Origin of the sequence: Acinetobacter pseudolwoffii (genome assembly GCF_002803605.1) — a bacterium.
Taxonomy (GTDB): Bacteria; Pseudomonadota; Gammaproteobacteria; order Pseudomonadales; family Moraxellaceae; genus Acinetobacter; species Acinetobacter pseudolwoffii.
Genome location: NZ_PHRG01000006.1, coordinates 1 through 15,816, shown reverse-complemented (window position 1 = coordinate 15,816; position 15,816 = coordinate 1). Strand labels below are relative to the sequence as shown.

Here is a 15,816-nt window from a genome sequence, read left to right as displayed (position 1 = left end):
GTAAAGTTTATAAAAATTTAAGTTTTCACTAATATTCCTGATTTCATTATTTAAAGGGCAGATCAGAATTGCTTGGTTTGATTGGCCTTTGAATGACCTTGCTGGGTCACGGGCTTAAAGGCATTCCAGGGATTGGCTGGAGCAGGTTTGGGCTTTTCCAGCATTTTGGAATGATAAACTTCAATCCGATTTCGGCCTGATTTTTTCGCCTGATATAAAGCGATATCGGCTTGCTTGATCAGCTCCTCCAGCTTTTGCGTAGGCGACTCCAGTTCTGCTATACCAATCGAAATGGTAAAACGAATGGGCTGGTTCGGTTTGGCATAAACAAATTGTTTCTGAATTGCACAACGAATTCGCTCTGCAATCACCAGACTGTCTGGCAGCTGGGTATCTTCCAAGAGAGCAATAAACTCTTCACCACCAAAACGTGCCAGTACATCGCTATGGCGCATTTCTTTACGGGTGACTTCAGCAATCAGTTGTAGTACGCGATCGCCGATGTCATGCCCATAGTTGTCATTGATATTTTTAAAATGATCGACATCAAACATCAGCAGGCAGGTGCTGGCATGTTTGGGCCATTGATGAATAGAACGTTCAGCCATATCGACAAAATGGCGGCGGTTGTATAACTGGGTCAAATCATCCGTATGTGCCAGATTTTTTAAGGTTTGATAGTTCCATTCGTCCAGCAAAGAGCGCAGGAAGGAACGCCGTACGTTCAGAATATTATTCCAGTTAATATAAATGCTAAAAAACCAGAGTGGACTAAACACGACAGTAAAAATAAAGGCTTGAGATGCATTCATTAACTGGGTCACTCCAATCATGATAAACAGGGCAATCAAGATGGAACAATAGACCGCAACTTTAAATTGGGTCTGTATACACAGATTGGCGATGAGAATAAAGATCGCAGAGGCATAAATATAGGTAGCAACATGGGGGCTGCTTGAAAGCACCAGCAAGCCAATCCATGCAGCTGCAGCCACAGTGGTGGCGATCGGCAGGATTCTATCTAGAATCTGAATATTTTTATATGTGTTAAACAAGTAATAACAGCAAAGCATAGCGCCTAGAACCAAGATGACGCGCATCAGACCAGAAATAAAAAACATGTCTGGAATAATCAGAATATCGGCAAAGAAATACAGCAAAAAGGCAATTTGTGCCAGATAGTTGATTTGACGTAAATTAGTATGACTATGCGTATAGACATAATCGTGAAAATATTGCTGAAACGCGGCAGGAATACGGGCATGAGGATCTGTCAGCGCCTGTTCGATCAGCTGACGGTTTTGCAGATCACATTCAGATAATTTCAGTGATTTATCGGTCGTTGAGTTTTGAAAAGATATATTCGCCGTTGAATATATATTCTCATGCTGAGCAGACATGTCCTGGTCCAGTATTATTTTTATAGGTGCCTATTATGCCGTGATTGGATGAAAAATAACCTCCCTAAAATTGGGTATCTGACTTAAATTTGACTTTAAAACGTAACAAAAATTATATTTTTTAGCTGCAAAAGTGATTGAAATCCATAAAAATAATTTTTAATTGCTTTAATTTTTAAATTAAAATCATTCGTTTCACGTGAAACATTGGGTAATTGGGCCAGCAATGTCGAAATGGCTTCTAGCGCAGGCTTGAGAGCACCCTAATCAGCATTGAGCCACTTCCACTCAGGCTGTTACACTGCGAAATTCAGGTTTGATCGCTTGAACAGGAGTTAGATCGATCAAGCGATGTTAAGGGTTTTATACGTATCTAAATATTTCCAAAGATAGATTTTGCAAATAGACCCTGTAAATTGTCCTGAATAGGGAGACATCTTGCAGCAGTCCAAGGGAAGAATGTTTCATATAATTTAAGATTTAGAATGAAAATGCCGAGGTGAGCTCAGCCATGTCGAATAATAGTGATATTGAACTGTCCAATTCGGATGATTGTGAAAAATATGTCAATCAGTTTATTCAGGAATTCCCTTTACGCCGTGCCGAAATCGGACAGGGTACCGTAATCAAACGTGCCTTGCCCAGCCGACATAAACGCATGATTGGTGCCTGGTGTTTTCTGGATCATGCCGGTCCGGCCAGCTTTCCACAAGGCGATGGCCTAGATGTTGGGCCACATCCCCATATTGGTCTGCAGACCTTTACCTGGATGCTGCAAGGCACCATGATGCACAATGACAGTTTAGGTACTCAGCAGCTGATTCGTCCCAAACAGGTCAATCTGATGACCTCGGGCTATGGCATTTCACATACGGAAGTTTCTCCAGAAAGCGAAACGCATATGCATGCAGCGCAGTTATGGATTGCCTTACCGGATGACAAGATCAATATGGCACCGGCTTTTGAGCATTATCCTGAATTGCCTGTGGTTAATGATCAGGGCATCGAATTTACCGTCTTAGTCGGTGAATATTTAAAAACCGTTTCACCGGTAAAAGTGCATAGTGAACTGCTCGGGGTAGACCTGTATGCAGCAGAAAGTACCAGTGCGCGCTTAGCCCTGAATCCAAAATTTGAATATGGTTTTATGGTACTTGAGGGAACAGCCAGCATTAATGGGCATGAACTGACGGAAGATAACATGCTGATCCTTGAACCGGGATTAGAGCAGGTTAATGCTGATATTCATGCCGGGAGCCGTGTGCTACTTATTGGTGGTGAACCATTTGAAAGCCCGATTTTACTGTGGTGGAATTTGGTCGGACGTACCACCGAGGAACTTAAAATTGCGCGGCAACAATGGATTGAAGGCCATGAACGCTTCGGTTCGATTCCGGCCTATGATGGACCACGTTTAGAAGCTCCCGCATTTCCAGACCGGATGCGTGCTTCCAGATAAACGATCAGAATTGCAGGGGTGGATGGAACCCTGTCGGATTTGAACTGAAAATGGCAAATCTGCAACCTAGGGAACAGAGCATTACAGTCATCAAAAATTGCGCTACATTCCGCTGCTTTTTGCTATGCTCAGCAAGCAAGAACAATAAAATCATGAGTCTAATATGCGTGTTTTACATCATCTCGAACAATCACGATCGTTTCGTATTCTCTGGGCCATGGAAGAGTTAGGACTGGATTATGAAGTGCAATATTATCAGCGTCAGCCTAATCTTTCCGCGCCACCGGCCTTAAAACAGATTCATCCCTTGGGTAAGGCACCAATTCTGACCGATCAGGAGCAGGTACTGGCGGAATCTGCGGCGATCCTGGAGTATTTACAGGAAAGCTATGATGAACAGCAGCAGTTTCGCCCAGAAGATCCTGCCGACAAGGCCCAGTACCGTTACTGGATGCATTATGCAGAAGGTTCATTAATGCCGCTGCTGGTGATGCAACTGGTGATGACCACTGTACCGAAACATACCCCTTTGCTGATTCGACCAGTAGCCAAGAAAATTTGTGAGGGCGTGAAGAAACAGTTTGTACAAAGCCGCTTAAAAGATCATATCCAGTTTCTGGAACGTTATTTGAGTGAGCATGATTATTTTGCCGGACATTTCAGTTTTGCCGATATTCAGATGAGTTTTCCTTTGGAAGCCATGCAAAGCCGGACTGGCCAAAGTTATCCAGCGATTCAGGCTTATCTGAAACGGGTATCGCAACGTGCAGCCTATGCGCGTGCACTGGCCAAAGAAAAACAGATAGCATCCTGAAAAAAAAGCTGCCGATGGCAGCTTTTTTAATGGGGGATATCAGTCTGGAAAGCTAAGGCGCTCTTTAGGGAAAATTACCTTAAAAGTGGAACCCTGGTTTTCCTTGGATTCAATTTCGAGATGTGCCTGATGTTGCATCAGGACATGCTTAACAATTGCCAATCCTAAACCGGTGCCACCGGTGCGCCGGCTACGGTCTGAATCGATCCGGTAAAAACGTTCGGTCAGACGTGGCAAGTGTTTGGGATCAATTCCGATGCCGTTATCTTCCACTACAAAATAGGCAGATTCACCATCATCATGCCACCCCATGGTAATGATTCCACCTTTAGGCGTATATTTAATCGCATTGGTGATCAGGTTGCTAAAGGCGCTGGCCAGTTCCATATCTGAACCGATCAGATCGCAATGACTGTCAATGTCCAGATTCAGGGTATGGCCATAATCGATATTATAGGCCTGTGCATCATCAAATAGCTGATTCATCAGACTTGGCATTTCGATGATCTGGTTTTTGGCAATATTTTTGTCATTTTCCAGACGTGACAGCAGCAGCAGGTCATTCACCAGCGCGTTCATGCGTCGGGTCTGCGACTGCATCTGATCAAAGGCGCGTTTCCAGCGCGGATTGATGTCTTCCTGGTCGGTAAAAGTTTCAATATAGCCACTGAGTACGGTCAAAGGCGTACGCAGCTCATGCGAAATATTATCGACAAAATCTTTACGCATCTGTTCCAGATTGTGCATCCGGGTCACATCATAGGCGACCAGTACCCGGCTTTCTCCACCAAAGCGGGTCATTTTGACCTGGACATAATGATCTTCGAACAGCGAAGATCTCATTTTCAGGCCATCGGGTGACTCATCAATATGATGATAATATTCAATAAAACTCGGCTGGCGCAGCAAAGTTAAAATATTACGGCGACGGTCATCACTGGAGATCCCGAGTAGACGTTCGGCGGCTGGATTCCACCATTCAATCTGCTGGTTTTCATCAATTAAAACCACCGCTTCTTGCAAGGCCACCAGTGAAGACTGTGCTCGATCGATCAGTTCCACCATTTCTGCCTGCACAATCCGTTCCTGCCGCTGAGCGCGATAAACATTAAATAACAGTGCGCCCCAAATCCCGCCGATATTCGGTGGAACATCATAAGGGCGATTAGAAATCCATTCATTGACCAGATATAAAGAGCGCATCTGGGTGCTAAAGAACGCCACAAAGGCAATGACGATACAAATCCAGAAATACCCAATCCCAAAACCGATAAGGCTGGCGATGATCAGGAAAAAAGCCAGTAAGCGTAAATCCTGTTTGGCAAAATCCCATAAACTGCTGTAACGGATTCTTTTGTGCTCACGTGCCAGTTCGGGGACAGGGTAGGGTTCATACATAAAACAAGATTTACCTTAAAAGACGTTAACCTAAAGCCACATCTGCACGGGTTGAAAAACGGTAACCGGTTCCACGTACGGTTTGTACATAGCGGTTTGCGCCATAAGGTTCCAGCACTTTGCGCAAACGGCGTATATGGACGTCAATAGTGCGGTCTTCAATATAGACGTTGCCGCCCCAAACCTGATCCAGCAATTGCGCACGGGTATAGGCACGTTCCGGATGGGTCATAAAGAACGCCAATAGACGGTATTCAGTGGGCCCCATTTCCAGAATTTTATCACCAAAATTAACCCGCTGACTGACCGGATCCAGAATCAGGCCATTGGCATCAATGGTTTTTTCACCGCTGAGTGCATTGGCACGGCGCAGGACAGCTTTAATGCGTGACACCAGTTCCCGGGTCGAGAACGGCTTGGTCATGTAATCATCGGCACCGGCATCCAGACCTTGTACTTTGTGGTCTTCTTCACCGCGTGCGGTCAGCATGATCACCGGAATTTCTGACAGGCTTTCATCACGTTTCAGACGACGACATAGATCTACACCGCTGATCCCGCCCGGCATCATCCAGTCCAGCAAAATCAGTGCCGGACGTTGATCCACAATCATCTGATGCGCCTGCTTGGCATCTTCGGCCTGTAAGCATTGAAAACCGGCCATATCCAGAGAGGTATGGATCATTTCCCGAATCGGGAGTTCGTCATCGACGATTAATATGTAGTCATCTTTCACAACGCAATACCCTATTTCATGTAAACGGTGAACCGTTTTATATTTATGACAGGCTTATTACAAAGACTAATTATGACAGTATCATTGCAGAAAGGGAAAAACTGCTGAAATTCGCAAAGATTTGTGATAATTTTAGTAAAGAAACTTGTTAAAAAATCATAAATTAATTTTACTTTTATCGGTGCTTCAGCAGAAATTAGCAACCTGTTTTAGAATGCAGAAAATCTGATTAAACCTTCGATTTAACAGCTATTTTTTGTCGGAAAATGACTCCAATAATGCCAAAAATACCACACTGCATGATGATAAAACTTCCTCAAGTGACTGCTTGAATCCACTCATGACCCAGCGAATGGCAATTTGGGTGACATAGCCATTTAAACCGGTCGACACCAGTGAAATTTCCTGCTCACTACGATTTAACTGCGGCATCATTAACATGACAAAGGCATGAATCATGCGGTCGAAGCGCGACATGGTTTCATGAATGGTGGCCTGATTATGCAACTCCTGCACCAGCATGGCATCAATATAAATGATCCGTGCCATACGCGGATTGTCACGCAAGGTGCTAAGCAAGGCGGTTAGCCCCGCTTCAATCATTTTTTTCGGATCAGTGGATGCCTGCATCATGGCCTGCATGACATTCTGTTGCAGTTCATCAATCAGTTTTAAAAAGATGGTCTGAAACAGGTGCTCACTTTTTTTAAAAGATTCATAAAAATAACGTTCAGTCAGTTTGGCTTCATTGCAGATATCTTTCACGGTTACTGAAAAAAAGCCATGGCTGCCATAAGCTTCAATGCCGGCTTCAATCAGCTTTTCACGACGTACCTGCTGTCGCTCAGCCATCGACAGGCCTTTAAACTGACGTTCCTTGCTTTTGGGTGGTCGTGATGGTGCTGCTGCATTGATTGAATCGGTCATAAGGCCTGGCTACTCATCTGCATGAAGATTTTGAATATCTTAGCAATAAATCACGCTTTGACCTATGTCGAAATTCAGCAGAGAAATTTGACCGCTAAGGACATCGGATAATTATTGACAATATATATTGTCAAAATTATATTGAGGGTCTGTGCTAACTCCTGAAACAACAGAACAAGATCCTGCTGTCATGGAAGAGCAGTTACTTACATAAGGAAATTCAATGAAAAATTTTAAGAATAAAGTTGCTGCCATTACCGGTGCCGGTTCAGGGATCGGTCAGCAGCTGGCAGTTTTGCTGGCACAGCAAGGCTGTCATCTGGCACTGAGTGATATTAATGAACAGGGACTGGCACAAACGGTTGAATTGTTGCAGGGCAGTGATGTTCGGGTGACGATTCAAAAAGTTAACGTGGCCAAGCTACAAGAGGTACGCAGCTGGGCAGCACAGGTGGAGCAGGATCATGGCAGTGTCAATATGATCTTTAACAATGCCGGCGTGGCACTTGGCTGCACCGTAGAAGGTGCGAGCTATGAAGATCTGGAATGGATCGTCGACATTAATTTCTGGGGCGTGGTGTATGGCACCAAAGAATTTCTGCCTTTAATCAAGAAAACCGGCGATGGTCATGTGATTAATATTTCCAGTCTGTTTGGTTTAACCGCGCAGCCGACCCAGTCGGCGTATAACGCGACCAAGTTTGCAGTGCGTGGTTTTACCGAATCCTTGCGTCAGGAACTGGATTTGCAAAATTGTGGCGTGAGCGCACTTTGTGTACATCCGGGGGGAATCCGTACCAATATTGCCAATGCTGCGAAAATGAATGACAGTATGCTGACCCTGGGCATGAATCCGGAAAAAGCCGCCCGTAATTTTAATAAACTGCTGCGTTGTCCACCTGAAGAAGCAGCCCGTCAAATTCTGGAAGCAGTACAAAAAGATAAGCGCCGTCTGCTCATCGGCAATGATGCCAAAGCGATTGACCTGATTCAGCGGATCTTGCCGACCGGTTATCAGCATGTCACTGCATTGGCGACCCAGTTTGGCAAAAAGAAGAAAAAATCTGCTTAAATCATTGGATATTAAACCCGCGAAAGCGGGTTTTTAATCTTTTATTGCAGATCAGGAGTGAGTTGCTGTAAGGCTGTAGGCATGTAAAATAATGAAGCTAAACCAATATTTTAATGGTTTTTTTCTTCCAGACCAACTGATAATACAGTCCCTGCAAAATACACATGCTGACAAAGGCCAATGCATAGGCATACCAGATCCCTTCCAGCCCCCACCACTGGCTAAACAGATAAGCGGCAGGAACTTCAATACAAAGAATTGCAAAAATATTGATCAGCATCGGTGCAGTTACCGTGCCACTTGAACGCATAATTGACGCAAAAATGGCGCTGGCACCAAAGAATAAAATAGACCAAAGCACAATGAATAAAAGTTGCTGACCCAGCACCACGACCTGAGGATCAGTAATAAACAGTGCCATTAAATATTTTGAGAACAGATAGGCCAAAACCACCAAACCGCCAGTAAACAGAATATTCATACTGAGTGCAGTCCGTGTGACTTTATTCAGCAAATCGGATTTTCCTGCACCAATCGCTTGTGCACCAAACACAGAAGCTGCAATCGCAATCGACAGAGCAGGAAACTGGATATAATTTAACACCTGGTTGACCGCACCATAGGCAGCCGTTGCTTCTGCGCCATAGCGGTTGACCAAGCCGACAATCACCAGACCGGCGACAGAAGTCGTGATCATCTGTATTCCAGTCGGAACGCCCAGACTTAAAATAATTTTGCTTAATTTAGGCTGATGGCGGATATGTTTTAATAATGCCCAGTCGAGCCTGAGCGGATGTTGTTTATAATTTAAATACAGGACTAGAAACAACAATACGGCCAGATTACCCAAAATGGTGGCAATTGCCGGCGAGATAATGCCCATTTGGGGAAAGCCAAAATATCCGGCAATTAATATCGGGGTGACTACCAAGCCCACGCCAATGGTGAGTGCGGAAGCAAACAGCGGTGTGGTGCTGTCGCCTACACCGCGCAAGATAGAGGTATAAATAATATAAATAAAAATTAGGGGACTACCTGCCAGCATCCATTGCACATAGGGCAAGGATAAATGCATCACCTCCGGATCTGTACCGAGCGCCAAGAGGATATTTTCGGCAAAAATCACACCAAACAGAGCGATCAAGCTTCCGCCAATCAAGGTCATAAATAAAGTTGAACCGACCACACAGCGCACTTTTTCGATATTTTTTGCGCCCCAGGCCTGTCCAATAAGTACAGTAGAACCGGCAGATAAGCCAATGACAAAAGCCATCAAACAAAACAGGATCGGGAAAAATACCGCAACCGCAGCAATGGCATTGACTCCCAGCATTTGCCCGACAAAAACCGTATTAATCGTGCCTGAAAGGCTTTGCAGGATATTGGTTGCAATTAATGGCAACAGAAATACCAGAAAGGCCTTCCATAAATTCTGTTGTTGGATCAGTGATTGCTGTACCATGCCCTATCCTGTTATTGATTTTTCATCTATTTAATTATGTTGCTATTATTGAATAAAGCAGGAATAAAGGCCTTAGCTTTTAAGTAACTAAGGCATTTATTTTATAAGAATTTTAGTTAAAATTTGAATTAAACCTTTGAAAGAATTTGACCTGCCTGAATCAGGGTCTGTTCTTTTTTTGCAAAACAGAACCTGAGCAGGCGTAAATCGGCAGGCGCTTGCTGGTAGAACACAGAGACTGGAATTGCCACGATCCCGTGTTGCTCTGCCAGAAAATGACACATCTCTACATCATTTAAATCAGGCCGGATAGCCGAATAATCGAGATTCTGGAAATAAGTTCCTTGAGAGGGCGTCCATTTAAAACGTGATGTTTCTATTGATGAATTAAATAGATCACGTTTGTTTTGATAGAACCGGGAAAGTTCGCGTATATGTTCAGGATGCTGTTGCATGTATTCCGCCAAAGCCACCTGAATCGGAGTCACGCCACAGAAGCTGGCAAACTGATAAATCTGTCTGAACATTTTCATGAGTGGCGGTGCCGCAATACAAAAACCGGTTTTCCAGCCGGTGACATGAAAGGTTTTACCAAAAGAACCAATCACGAAGCTACGCTCGCGCAGTTCAGGAAATGACCAGGCTGAATGGTGCTGAACGCCGTCGAAAACCAGATGTTCATAGACTTCATCGGATAACACCACAATATTGCGCTCACGGATCAGCTCAATCAGATGTTGCCAGTCTGCTCTGGACCAGACACTACCGCTGGGGTTGTGAGGAGTGTTGACCACAATCATGCGGGTACGCTTATTGATGGCATCTTTCACCTGATTCCAGTCCACAGAAAACTCTGGATGCTGTAATGCAATATGTACAGGCGTTGCACCAGCCAGCTGTACTGCAGGTGCATAACTGTCATAGCTCGGATCGAAAATAATCACTTCATCACCCGCACGAACTGTGGCCTGAATCGCACAAAAAATCGCAATTGTGGCGCCGGAAGTAATCGTGATCTCTTCTAGCGGGTCAATGCTCAGCTGATCGCGCTGTCGATACAGATCGGCCACCAGCCCACGCAATATCGGCAAGCCATCTCCAGGTGCATACTGGTTAAATCCGTTATGACTGGCCCGGCTCAAAGCCTCAATCAATGCCGGTGGCGCAGGAAAGTCTGGAAATCCCTGTGAAAGGTTCAATGCGCCGAGTTTTTGTGCCAGGGCCGACATGGTGCTAAAAATCGTGATGCCTAGATCAGGCAGTTTAGAGGGGAATTCCAGCATGTCCTTGGCCTTGAAAATAAGATTGAATCCAGTGTAGCAGCAAGTTCTACTCTGGATAATCAGAAAATTCTGAAATATTTGGCATTATTTTTACTTCTATTTTTCAGAGATTTATTGAATAGGTGCAATTGAATTACTGAAAATCAAATGCCTAATTATGTGAAATGCACACTGAGCTGGACGAAATGGACAACTTTTCCTAGAATTTGCTCCACAATAATAATGCTTAAAACTATAACTATAAAATGCCAAAACATATTCATCTGCTACTGGAGCAACTTGGGCTGAACCGGCAGCATCGTGTGCTGCATCTGCAGTTTTCACATCTGCCCTTAAATCATCAGGTCTTGATTCAGCGGATTGATGGCCAGCATCAGATTAATCAGGGTCTGCAGGCAGAACTGATCTGCCTTTCTACGCAGGCCAATCTTGCTTTAAAGCAATTTATAGGCTGTCAGGTGGCAGTAGATCAGGTAACAGATCGTGGCGAACTTTTTCGAACCAGTGGCATTATTACCGCAGCCAGTCAGGGACACAGCGACGGTGCCTTGAGCTTGTATAAATTAACTATGCAGGATGCTACTGCACTCTGGCACAAACGCCGTAATAGTCGGGTGTTTATGAATAAGAGCGTGCGCAAAATCAGTGAAATATTATTTAGTGAATGGCAAAGCAGAAGTGCATTATTTGCAGCCAGTCTTAGTCTGGACTTGACCGGATTAAATCGGGATTACGATGTACGCCCTTTTGTGATGCAGTCCAATGAGTCGGATTATGATTTTTTAACACGTTTATGGCGTAGTGAAGGAATAAACTGGCTGATTGATGAAAAGCACTCCATTGTTCCGGTGTCCGCTACTGAGATTCAGCCGCAGATCCTGCGTTTAATCGATCATTCTCAAGCCTTTTCAGCTTTAAAACGCCGTTCAATCCGCTTCCATCGCAGTCATGCCACCGAGCAGTTTGATACGCTGACCAGTCTGATTGCCGTACGTCAGCTTAATTCCAACAGTACCCATACCCAGCGCTGGCAAGCGCAGCACCTTGCGCAGGATCAAAGCCAGTCCTTATTAAATACTCATCAGCAAAGTAGCGTGCAGGATACGGCCAGTCTGAATCTTGAGGATGCCTGGAACATTAGTCCGGCCTGGACAGGTGATTTGAATGCCGAGGATCAGGTGACGGCATCTGGTACGGCACAACTGGAACGACTGAATCAGCAGCTCAATCATTATCATGCGCTGCAATCCAAATATTTTAAAGCCAGCAGCAGTGTACGTGATGCTCAGGTCGGGTATTGGTTTGAATTAAAACAGCATGCTGAAATTGATCAGCATCCCGTGCATGAGCGTGAATTTTTGATTTTGGGTAAACGCTTCTATAACCAGAATAATTTACCTAAAGATATTTTATTGCAGCTAGACAGCTTGCTCGGCCAAAGTGATTGGCAAATTTCGGAGGAAGAACGGCAGGGCAATCAGCTGTATATCGTCCGTCGTGACATTCCGGTCGTACCTGAATATCAGCCTTTTGTGCATCGCCCCGTTGCATATCCGCAGCGAGCTCGAGTGGTCGGGCCTGAAGGTGAAACAATCCATGTCGATGCTTGGGGAAGAGTGAAAGTTCGTTTTCTATTTACCCGAAGTGATGACCATCAACATGATGCCGGTGCAGGCAGCAATGACAATGATAGCGATTCGGCCTGGATTGATGTATTAACCCCTTGGGCTGGTGAAGGTTATGGAGTCAGATTGCATCCACGAGTTGGTGAAATGGTGGTGATTGATTTTTTTGAAGGCGATATCGATCGGCCCTTTGTTATGGGACGGATTCACGAAGCAGAACGACATCCAGTGATGTTTGATGCGAAGGGACAATTACCAGCCACCAGAAAACTCAGTGGGATCCGTTCCCAAGAAGTAGAGGGTGAGGGTTTCAACCAGCTGCGTTTTGATGATACGACGGATCAGATTAGTGCGCAGTTACACAGTAGTCATGGTGCTAGCCAGTTGAATTTAGGAAATCTCAGTCATCCTAAAGAAACCGAATCGAGTGAAGGTCGTGGGGAAGGGTTTGAACTAAGGACAGATCAGTGGGGGGTGGTACGAGCAGGGCAAGGTTTACTGATTTCGACCTATTCGCAAGATACAGCAGCAGGTAATCACCTGGATGCTAAGCCTGCCAAGAACCAGATGGAATCAAATCTGAATAACACCAAAATTCTGAGTGAGATGGCAGAAGCTCAGCAAACTGATCCGCTTGAGGTTTTTTTTAGCTTAAAACAATTTCTGAATCAACTAGAAACTGAAGATGCGAGCAAAGCCACTGCATTTAAACAGGCTGTTATGGTATTAACGGCACCACATTCGATTGTGCTGAGTACAAATGAAAATATTCATTTATCTGCAGACCAGCAGATAAATTACAGTGCAGGGGAAAATATCCATCTATCGACTCAACAGTCTCTGATTGCACATGCGCAGCACAAGATCAGCCTATTTGCTGCTCAGAACGGAGCACGCTTATATGCAGGCAAAGGTAAAATTGAAATACAGGCCCAAGATGATGCCATCGAAGCAATTGCACGGAAGGTGATTAAGCTGATTTCAACTGAAGACAAGATTGAGATCACCAGTCCGAAAGAGATCCTGCTAACCGCGGGAGGGTCTCAAATAAAGATTAATAGCAGTGGAGTATGTATCACAACTGGTGGAAAGTTTGAATGTAAAGCGGGGCAGCATTTGTTTGAAGGTGGAGCGACCGCTAAAGCTGAAATACCCAATTTACCTATAATTCAAGATATTAAGACTTTCACAAATAAATGGGATTTTTATAATCTTTTCTATGAGGCTGATTTTAAGGATGTTAAATATAAATTAATCAATAATAGAAATAATACCTATGTATTAGGCACACTTGATCAACATGGTCGAACTCAACGTATGAGTAATTATAATAACGAAGGTTACGACATTCTCATTGGTACAGAAGATAAATGGACTGTGCTTGTCGATGATGAAAATTTAGAAGAAATAGATCATATTTGTAGTTCTTGTGGGCAAGATCAAGATGAGGAAAATGAGGAATAATTATGAACTGTCTTGCAAATATTAAATTTTTAGATGCTCTTGACCAACCCATCAATGGTTTAGTTCATCAACTCTGGGTAGGTTCAACGCTAATTTCTGATTATGTTACACCTGCAAGCGGCGAATCTGTATGGATTAGGCGGCCAGTTGGCACTACTATTGATGTAAAAATAAAAAGTATTACATCGGGCCAATATAAATCTAAGGTTAAAATAGAACTTATTGGTGAAAAGGTAGTCTTTATTGTTCGTAGCCCTAAAGTACTTCTGAAAGGTTTAAACCTCTCAGCCAAGGATGTAGCAACAGGTACATATTTAAGATCAACATATATAGTCGCTGAAGGTGATTATTTATCCCGGATTGCAGCTGATAACCATACAACTACAGCGGAGTTGAGTAGGATAAATAATCTAAAAAGTGATACAGATATCCATCCAGGACAAGTACTTAAGATTCCTCTTAAAAAAACTGAAGTAACTGTTTTAGCATCTGAAAGTAAATCTAAGCTAGAAGTACCAGCATCAAGGAAGCAAGAAAAAACGAAGGTTATAGTTGTTCAGAAGAGTGATACTTTATCATTGATTGCTAAGCTTACAAGAAACTCTCCAGATGAAATTAGAAAGCTTAATAATTTAAGTAGTGATAAAATCAGTCCAAATCAAAAACTAAAAGTTTATGATCGTAAAGTTACTTCTATTTCAACTAAACCTCAAGCAGAGAAGAAAGGAGAAGATAGTTCTTTAACTCCCCCCATAGTTAAACAAAATGCCTCTGAAAATAAAGAAAAAACGCCTGTAGCTAAGGTTGAATCGCCGCTACCTGTCAATAAAAATGGTTTATTGCCACAAGCATGTGGAAGAGAAAAATATTATAAGAGAACATTAGCTCGAATAGCTGAGCTTCATTCGGTTTATCAACCTTATATTATTAAATTAATTAATACAGGGTATCAAAAACTAGGTATATGCTGGGTGATTACAGATGGTTATAGAAGTCCCTCTGCGCAAGATGCGTTATCAAGCGCTAATACAAAGGCTAAAGGATTGAGCAGTTATCATCAATATGGTCTTGCAATAGATCTATACTCTGTCCGAGATGGCGAAATCGTTCTTTTTAATAAAGAATTAAGTATAGAAGACAGAACAAAAAAAACAGAGAGTGATCACAAAAAATTAGGGCCTATAGGGGAGGAATTGGGGTTGGTTTGGGGAGGGAGGTGGAAGACTATAATAGACAATCCCCATTATGAATTACATCCTAATGGAAAAACTTGGCGTGATTTAAAACCAAAGTTATTAGAAATTGGTGTAAGTAATTATAAAAAATTGGAATTTTAATAATCAGGATATCTGTGTATGAAGCCCATTTTTTTATTAGTGTGTATTTTTTTTCTGTCTAGTAGTTGTACTGCTAAAAATTATTTATATTATAAGCATACAGGCTATGAAATTAATAATAAATTTAAAAAACTACAAGGATTTAATATTGATTATGAAGTAGAGAATGGAGGGCCTATCTTTAATAATGAGATAAGTATTTATAAAGTTAGCAAGGCTAAATGTATAATTGTATCTAAAATAGATGGTGATTCAGGGGTGTATGGTACGGAAACTATTTTATATTTTTCTAATGCTAAAATATTAGAAGGTTACAGAATAAATTATAGTTATAATTTCTTAGATGGAGAGGGTTCTAAAAAAATAAATAGATTGAACTATGAAAAAAATAGAAAAAATGAAAATTTAGATCAACTAAATAAAGAGTTAAATGGATATTTAAAGTATATTAATAAAAAAACTTTAAAAGAGTGTAGTTAAACTATTATGAAATAGCCTGATTTTTGAGCCTGTAAATAATTTTGTGTAATTGCTTTTCATAAATTTAAAGGTGATTGCTTAAGCGGTCACCGAATTCAATAATAAAGCGGCTCATGGCTAAACGCCAGTCGCGAATAGGCATATTCCACTTTTTAGACGCTGCATCAATTGCCAGGTAAATCACTTTACGTACAGAATCATCCGTTGGAAAGACTTTACGCTTTTTGATCGCCTGACGTATTACGCTGTTTAATGACTCGATTGCGTTGGTAGTGTAGATGGCTTTGCGAATCTCGGCTGGATAAGCAAAGAAGGTATTCAGATTCTTCCAGTGTGTACGCCAGCTTTTGCTAATCTGT

At 42.8% G+C, this 15,816-nt stretch carries 13 protein-coding genes; 6 read left to right on the top strand and 7 right to left on the bottom strand.

Features of this window, described 5'->3' with window-relative positions:
* Positions 1-62: 62 nt before the first annotated feature.
* Positions 63-1,400 carry a GGDEF domain-containing protein gene (locus tag CWI32_RS11490; protein WP_100535335.1) on the bottom strand — a complete coding sequence of 446 codons (1,338 nt, stop codon included), beginning with the start codon at positions 1,398-1,400 and terminating at the stop codon, positions 63-65.
* A 511-nt stretch (positions 1,401-1,911) separates the two neighbouring features.
* Between CWI32_RS11490 and CWI32_RS11485 the strand changes: the two genes are divergently transcribed.
* Together CWI32_RS11485 and CWI32_RS11480 are read left to right on the top strand one after the other, a co-directional pair.
* The gene (locus CWI32_RS11485) at positions 1,912-2,859 is read left to right on the top strand and encodes a pirin family protein (RefSeq protein ID WP_100535334.1); all 948 of its coding nucleotides are present in this window, start codon (positions 1,912-1,914) and stop codon (positions 2,857-2,859) included.
* A 163-nt stretch (positions 2,860-3,022) separates the two neighbouring features.
* A complete protein-coding gene (locus CWI32_RS11480; protein ID WP_005094592.1) occupies positions 3,023-3,673 on the top strand; it encodes a glutathione S-transferase family protein in 651 nt (216 codons plus the stop codon).
* A gap of 39 nt (positions 3,674-3,712) precedes the next feature.
* Here CWI32_RS11480 and phoR read toward each other — a convergent pair whose 3' ends face one another.
* The 3 genes from phoR to CWI32_RS11465 all read right to left on the bottom strand — a co-directional run bounded on the left by phoR (position 3,713) and on the right by CWI32_RS11465 (position 6,734).
* Positions 3,713-5,071 (bottom strand): phosphate regulon sensor histidine kinase PhoR, encoded by a 1,359-nt coding sequence (gene phoR, locus CWI32_RS11475; protein WP_005094591.1) that lies wholly within the window; start codon positions 5,069-5,071, stop codon positions 3,713-3,715.
* Positions 5,072-5,096: 25 nt separating this feature from the next.
* Positions 5,097-5,807 (bottom strand): phosphate regulon transcriptional regulator PhoB, encoded by a 711-nt coding sequence (gene phoB / locus CWI32_RS11470; RefSeq protein WP_005094589.1) that lies wholly within the window; start codon positions 5,805-5,807, stop codon positions 5,097-5,099.
* A gap of 249 nt (positions 5,808-6,056) precedes the next feature.
* Positions 6,057-6,734 carry a TetR/AcrR family transcriptional regulator gene (locus CWI32_RS11465; protein ID WP_005173788.1) on the bottom strand — a complete coding sequence of 226 codons (678 nt, stop codon included), beginning with the start codon at positions 6,732-6,734 and terminating at the stop codon, positions 6,057-6,059.
* Positions 6,735-6,957: 223 nt separating this feature from the next.
* Between CWI32_RS11465 and CWI32_RS11460 the strand changes: the two genes are divergently transcribed.
* Positions 6,958-7,806 carry an SDR family NAD(P)-dependent oxidoreductase gene (locus CWI32_RS11460; protein ID WP_100535333.1) on the top strand — a complete coding sequence of 283 codons (849 nt, stop codon included), beginning with the start codon at positions 6,958-6,960 and terminating at the stop codon, positions 7,804-7,806.
* 97 nt (positions 7,807-7,903) lie between these two features.
* Here CWI32_RS11460 and CWI32_RS11455 read toward each other — a convergent pair whose 3' ends face one another.
* Positions 7,904-9,268, bottom strand: coding sequence for an MATE family efflux transporter (locus CWI32_RS11455; RefSeq protein WP_100535332.1), 1,365 nt, complete (start codon positions 9,266-9,268; stop codon positions 7,904-7,906).
* A 128-nt stretch (positions 9,269-9,396) separates the two neighbouring features.
* The gene (locus CWI32_RS11450; RefSeq protein WP_005094579.1) at positions 9,397-10,551 is read right to left on the bottom strand and encodes a methionine aminotransferase; all 1,155 of its coding nucleotides are present in this window, start codon (positions 10,549-10,551) and stop codon (positions 9,397-9,399) included.
* Positions 10,552-10,796: 245 nt separating this feature from the next.
* On the opposite strand from CWI32_RS11450, the gene CWI32_RS11445 reads away from it, so the two are divergent.
* Genes CWI32_RS11445 through CWI32_RS11435 form a run of 3 tightly spaced genes read left to right on the top strand, consistent with a single transcriptional unit; the run spans position 10,797 to position 15,457 of the window.
* Positions 10,797-13,640, top strand: a complete 2,844-nt coding sequence (locus CWI32_RS11445) for a type VI secretion system Vgr family protein (RefSeq protein ID WP_100535331.1) — start codon at positions 10,797-10,799, stop codon at positions 13,638-13,640.
* 2 nt (positions 13,641-13,642) lie between these two features.
* Positions 13,643-14,977, top strand: coding sequence for a LysM peptidoglycan-binding domain-containing protein (locus CWI32_RS11440; RefSeq protein ID WP_100535330.1), 1,335 nt, complete (start codon positions 13,643-13,645; stop codon positions 14,975-14,977).
* An 18-nt stretch (positions 14,978-14,995) separates the two neighbouring features.
* Positions 14,996-15,457: a hypothetical protein gene (locus CWI32_RS11435; protein WP_100329702.1), complete on the top strand. Its 462-nt coding sequence runs from the start codon at positions 14,996-14,998 to the stop codon at positions 15,455-15,457.
* A 64-nt stretch (positions 15,458-15,521) separates the two neighbouring features.
* On the opposite strand, the gene CWI32_RS11430 is transcribed toward CWI32_RS11435, so the two are convergent.
* Positions 15,522-15,816 (bottom strand): transposase (locus tag CWI32_RS11430; RefSeq protein ID WP_167381281.1); only part of this gene is annotated, 295 nt, incomplete at its 5' end.

Excerpts from the sequence above, each read along its gene's own strand:
- CWI32_RS11490 (WP_100535335.1), bottom strand. The coding sequence starts at position 1,400 with ATGTCTGCTCAGCATGAGAATATATATTCAACGGCGAATATATCTTTT.
- CWI32_RS11485 (WP_100535334.1), top strand. The coding sequence starts at position 1,912 with ATGTCGAATAATAGTGATATTGAACTGTCCAATTCGGATGATTGTGAA.
- CWI32_RS11480 (WP_005094592.1), top strand. The coding sequence starts at position 3,023 with ATGCGTGTTTTACATCATCTCGAACAATCACGATCGTTTCGTATTCTC.
- phoR (WP_005094591.1), bottom strand. The coding sequence starts at position 5,071 with ATGTATGAACCCTACCCTGTCCCCGAACTGGCACGTGAGCACAAAAGA.
- CWI32_RS11465 (WP_005173788.1), bottom strand. The coding sequence starts at position 6,734 with ATGACCGATTCAATCAATGCAGCAGCACCATCACGACCACCCAAAAGC.
- CWI32_RS11460 (WP_100535333.1), top strand. The coding sequence starts at position 6,958 with ATGAAAAATTTTAAGAATAAAGTTGCTGCCATTACCGGTGCCGGTTCA.
- CWI32_RS11455 (WP_100535332.1), bottom strand. The coding sequence starts at position 9,268 with ATGGTACAGCAATCACTGATCCAACAACAGAATTTATGGAAGGCCTTT.
- CWI32_RS11450 (WP_005094579.1), bottom strand. The coding sequence starts at position 10,551 with ATGCTGGAATTCCCCTCTAAACTGCCTGATCTAGGCATCACGATTTTT.
- CWI32_RS11445 (WP_100535331.1), top strand. The coding sequence starts at position 10,797 with ATGCCAAAACATATTCATCTGCTACTGGAGCAACTTGGGCTGAACCGG.
- CWI32_RS11440 (WP_100535330.1), top strand. The coding sequence starts at position 13,643 with ATGAACTGTCTTGCAAATATTAAATTTTTAGATGCTCTTGACCAACCC.
- CWI32_RS11435 (WP_100329702.1), top strand. The coding sequence starts at position 14,996 with ATGAAGCCCATTTTTTTATTAGTGTGTATTTTTTTTCTGTCTAGTAGT.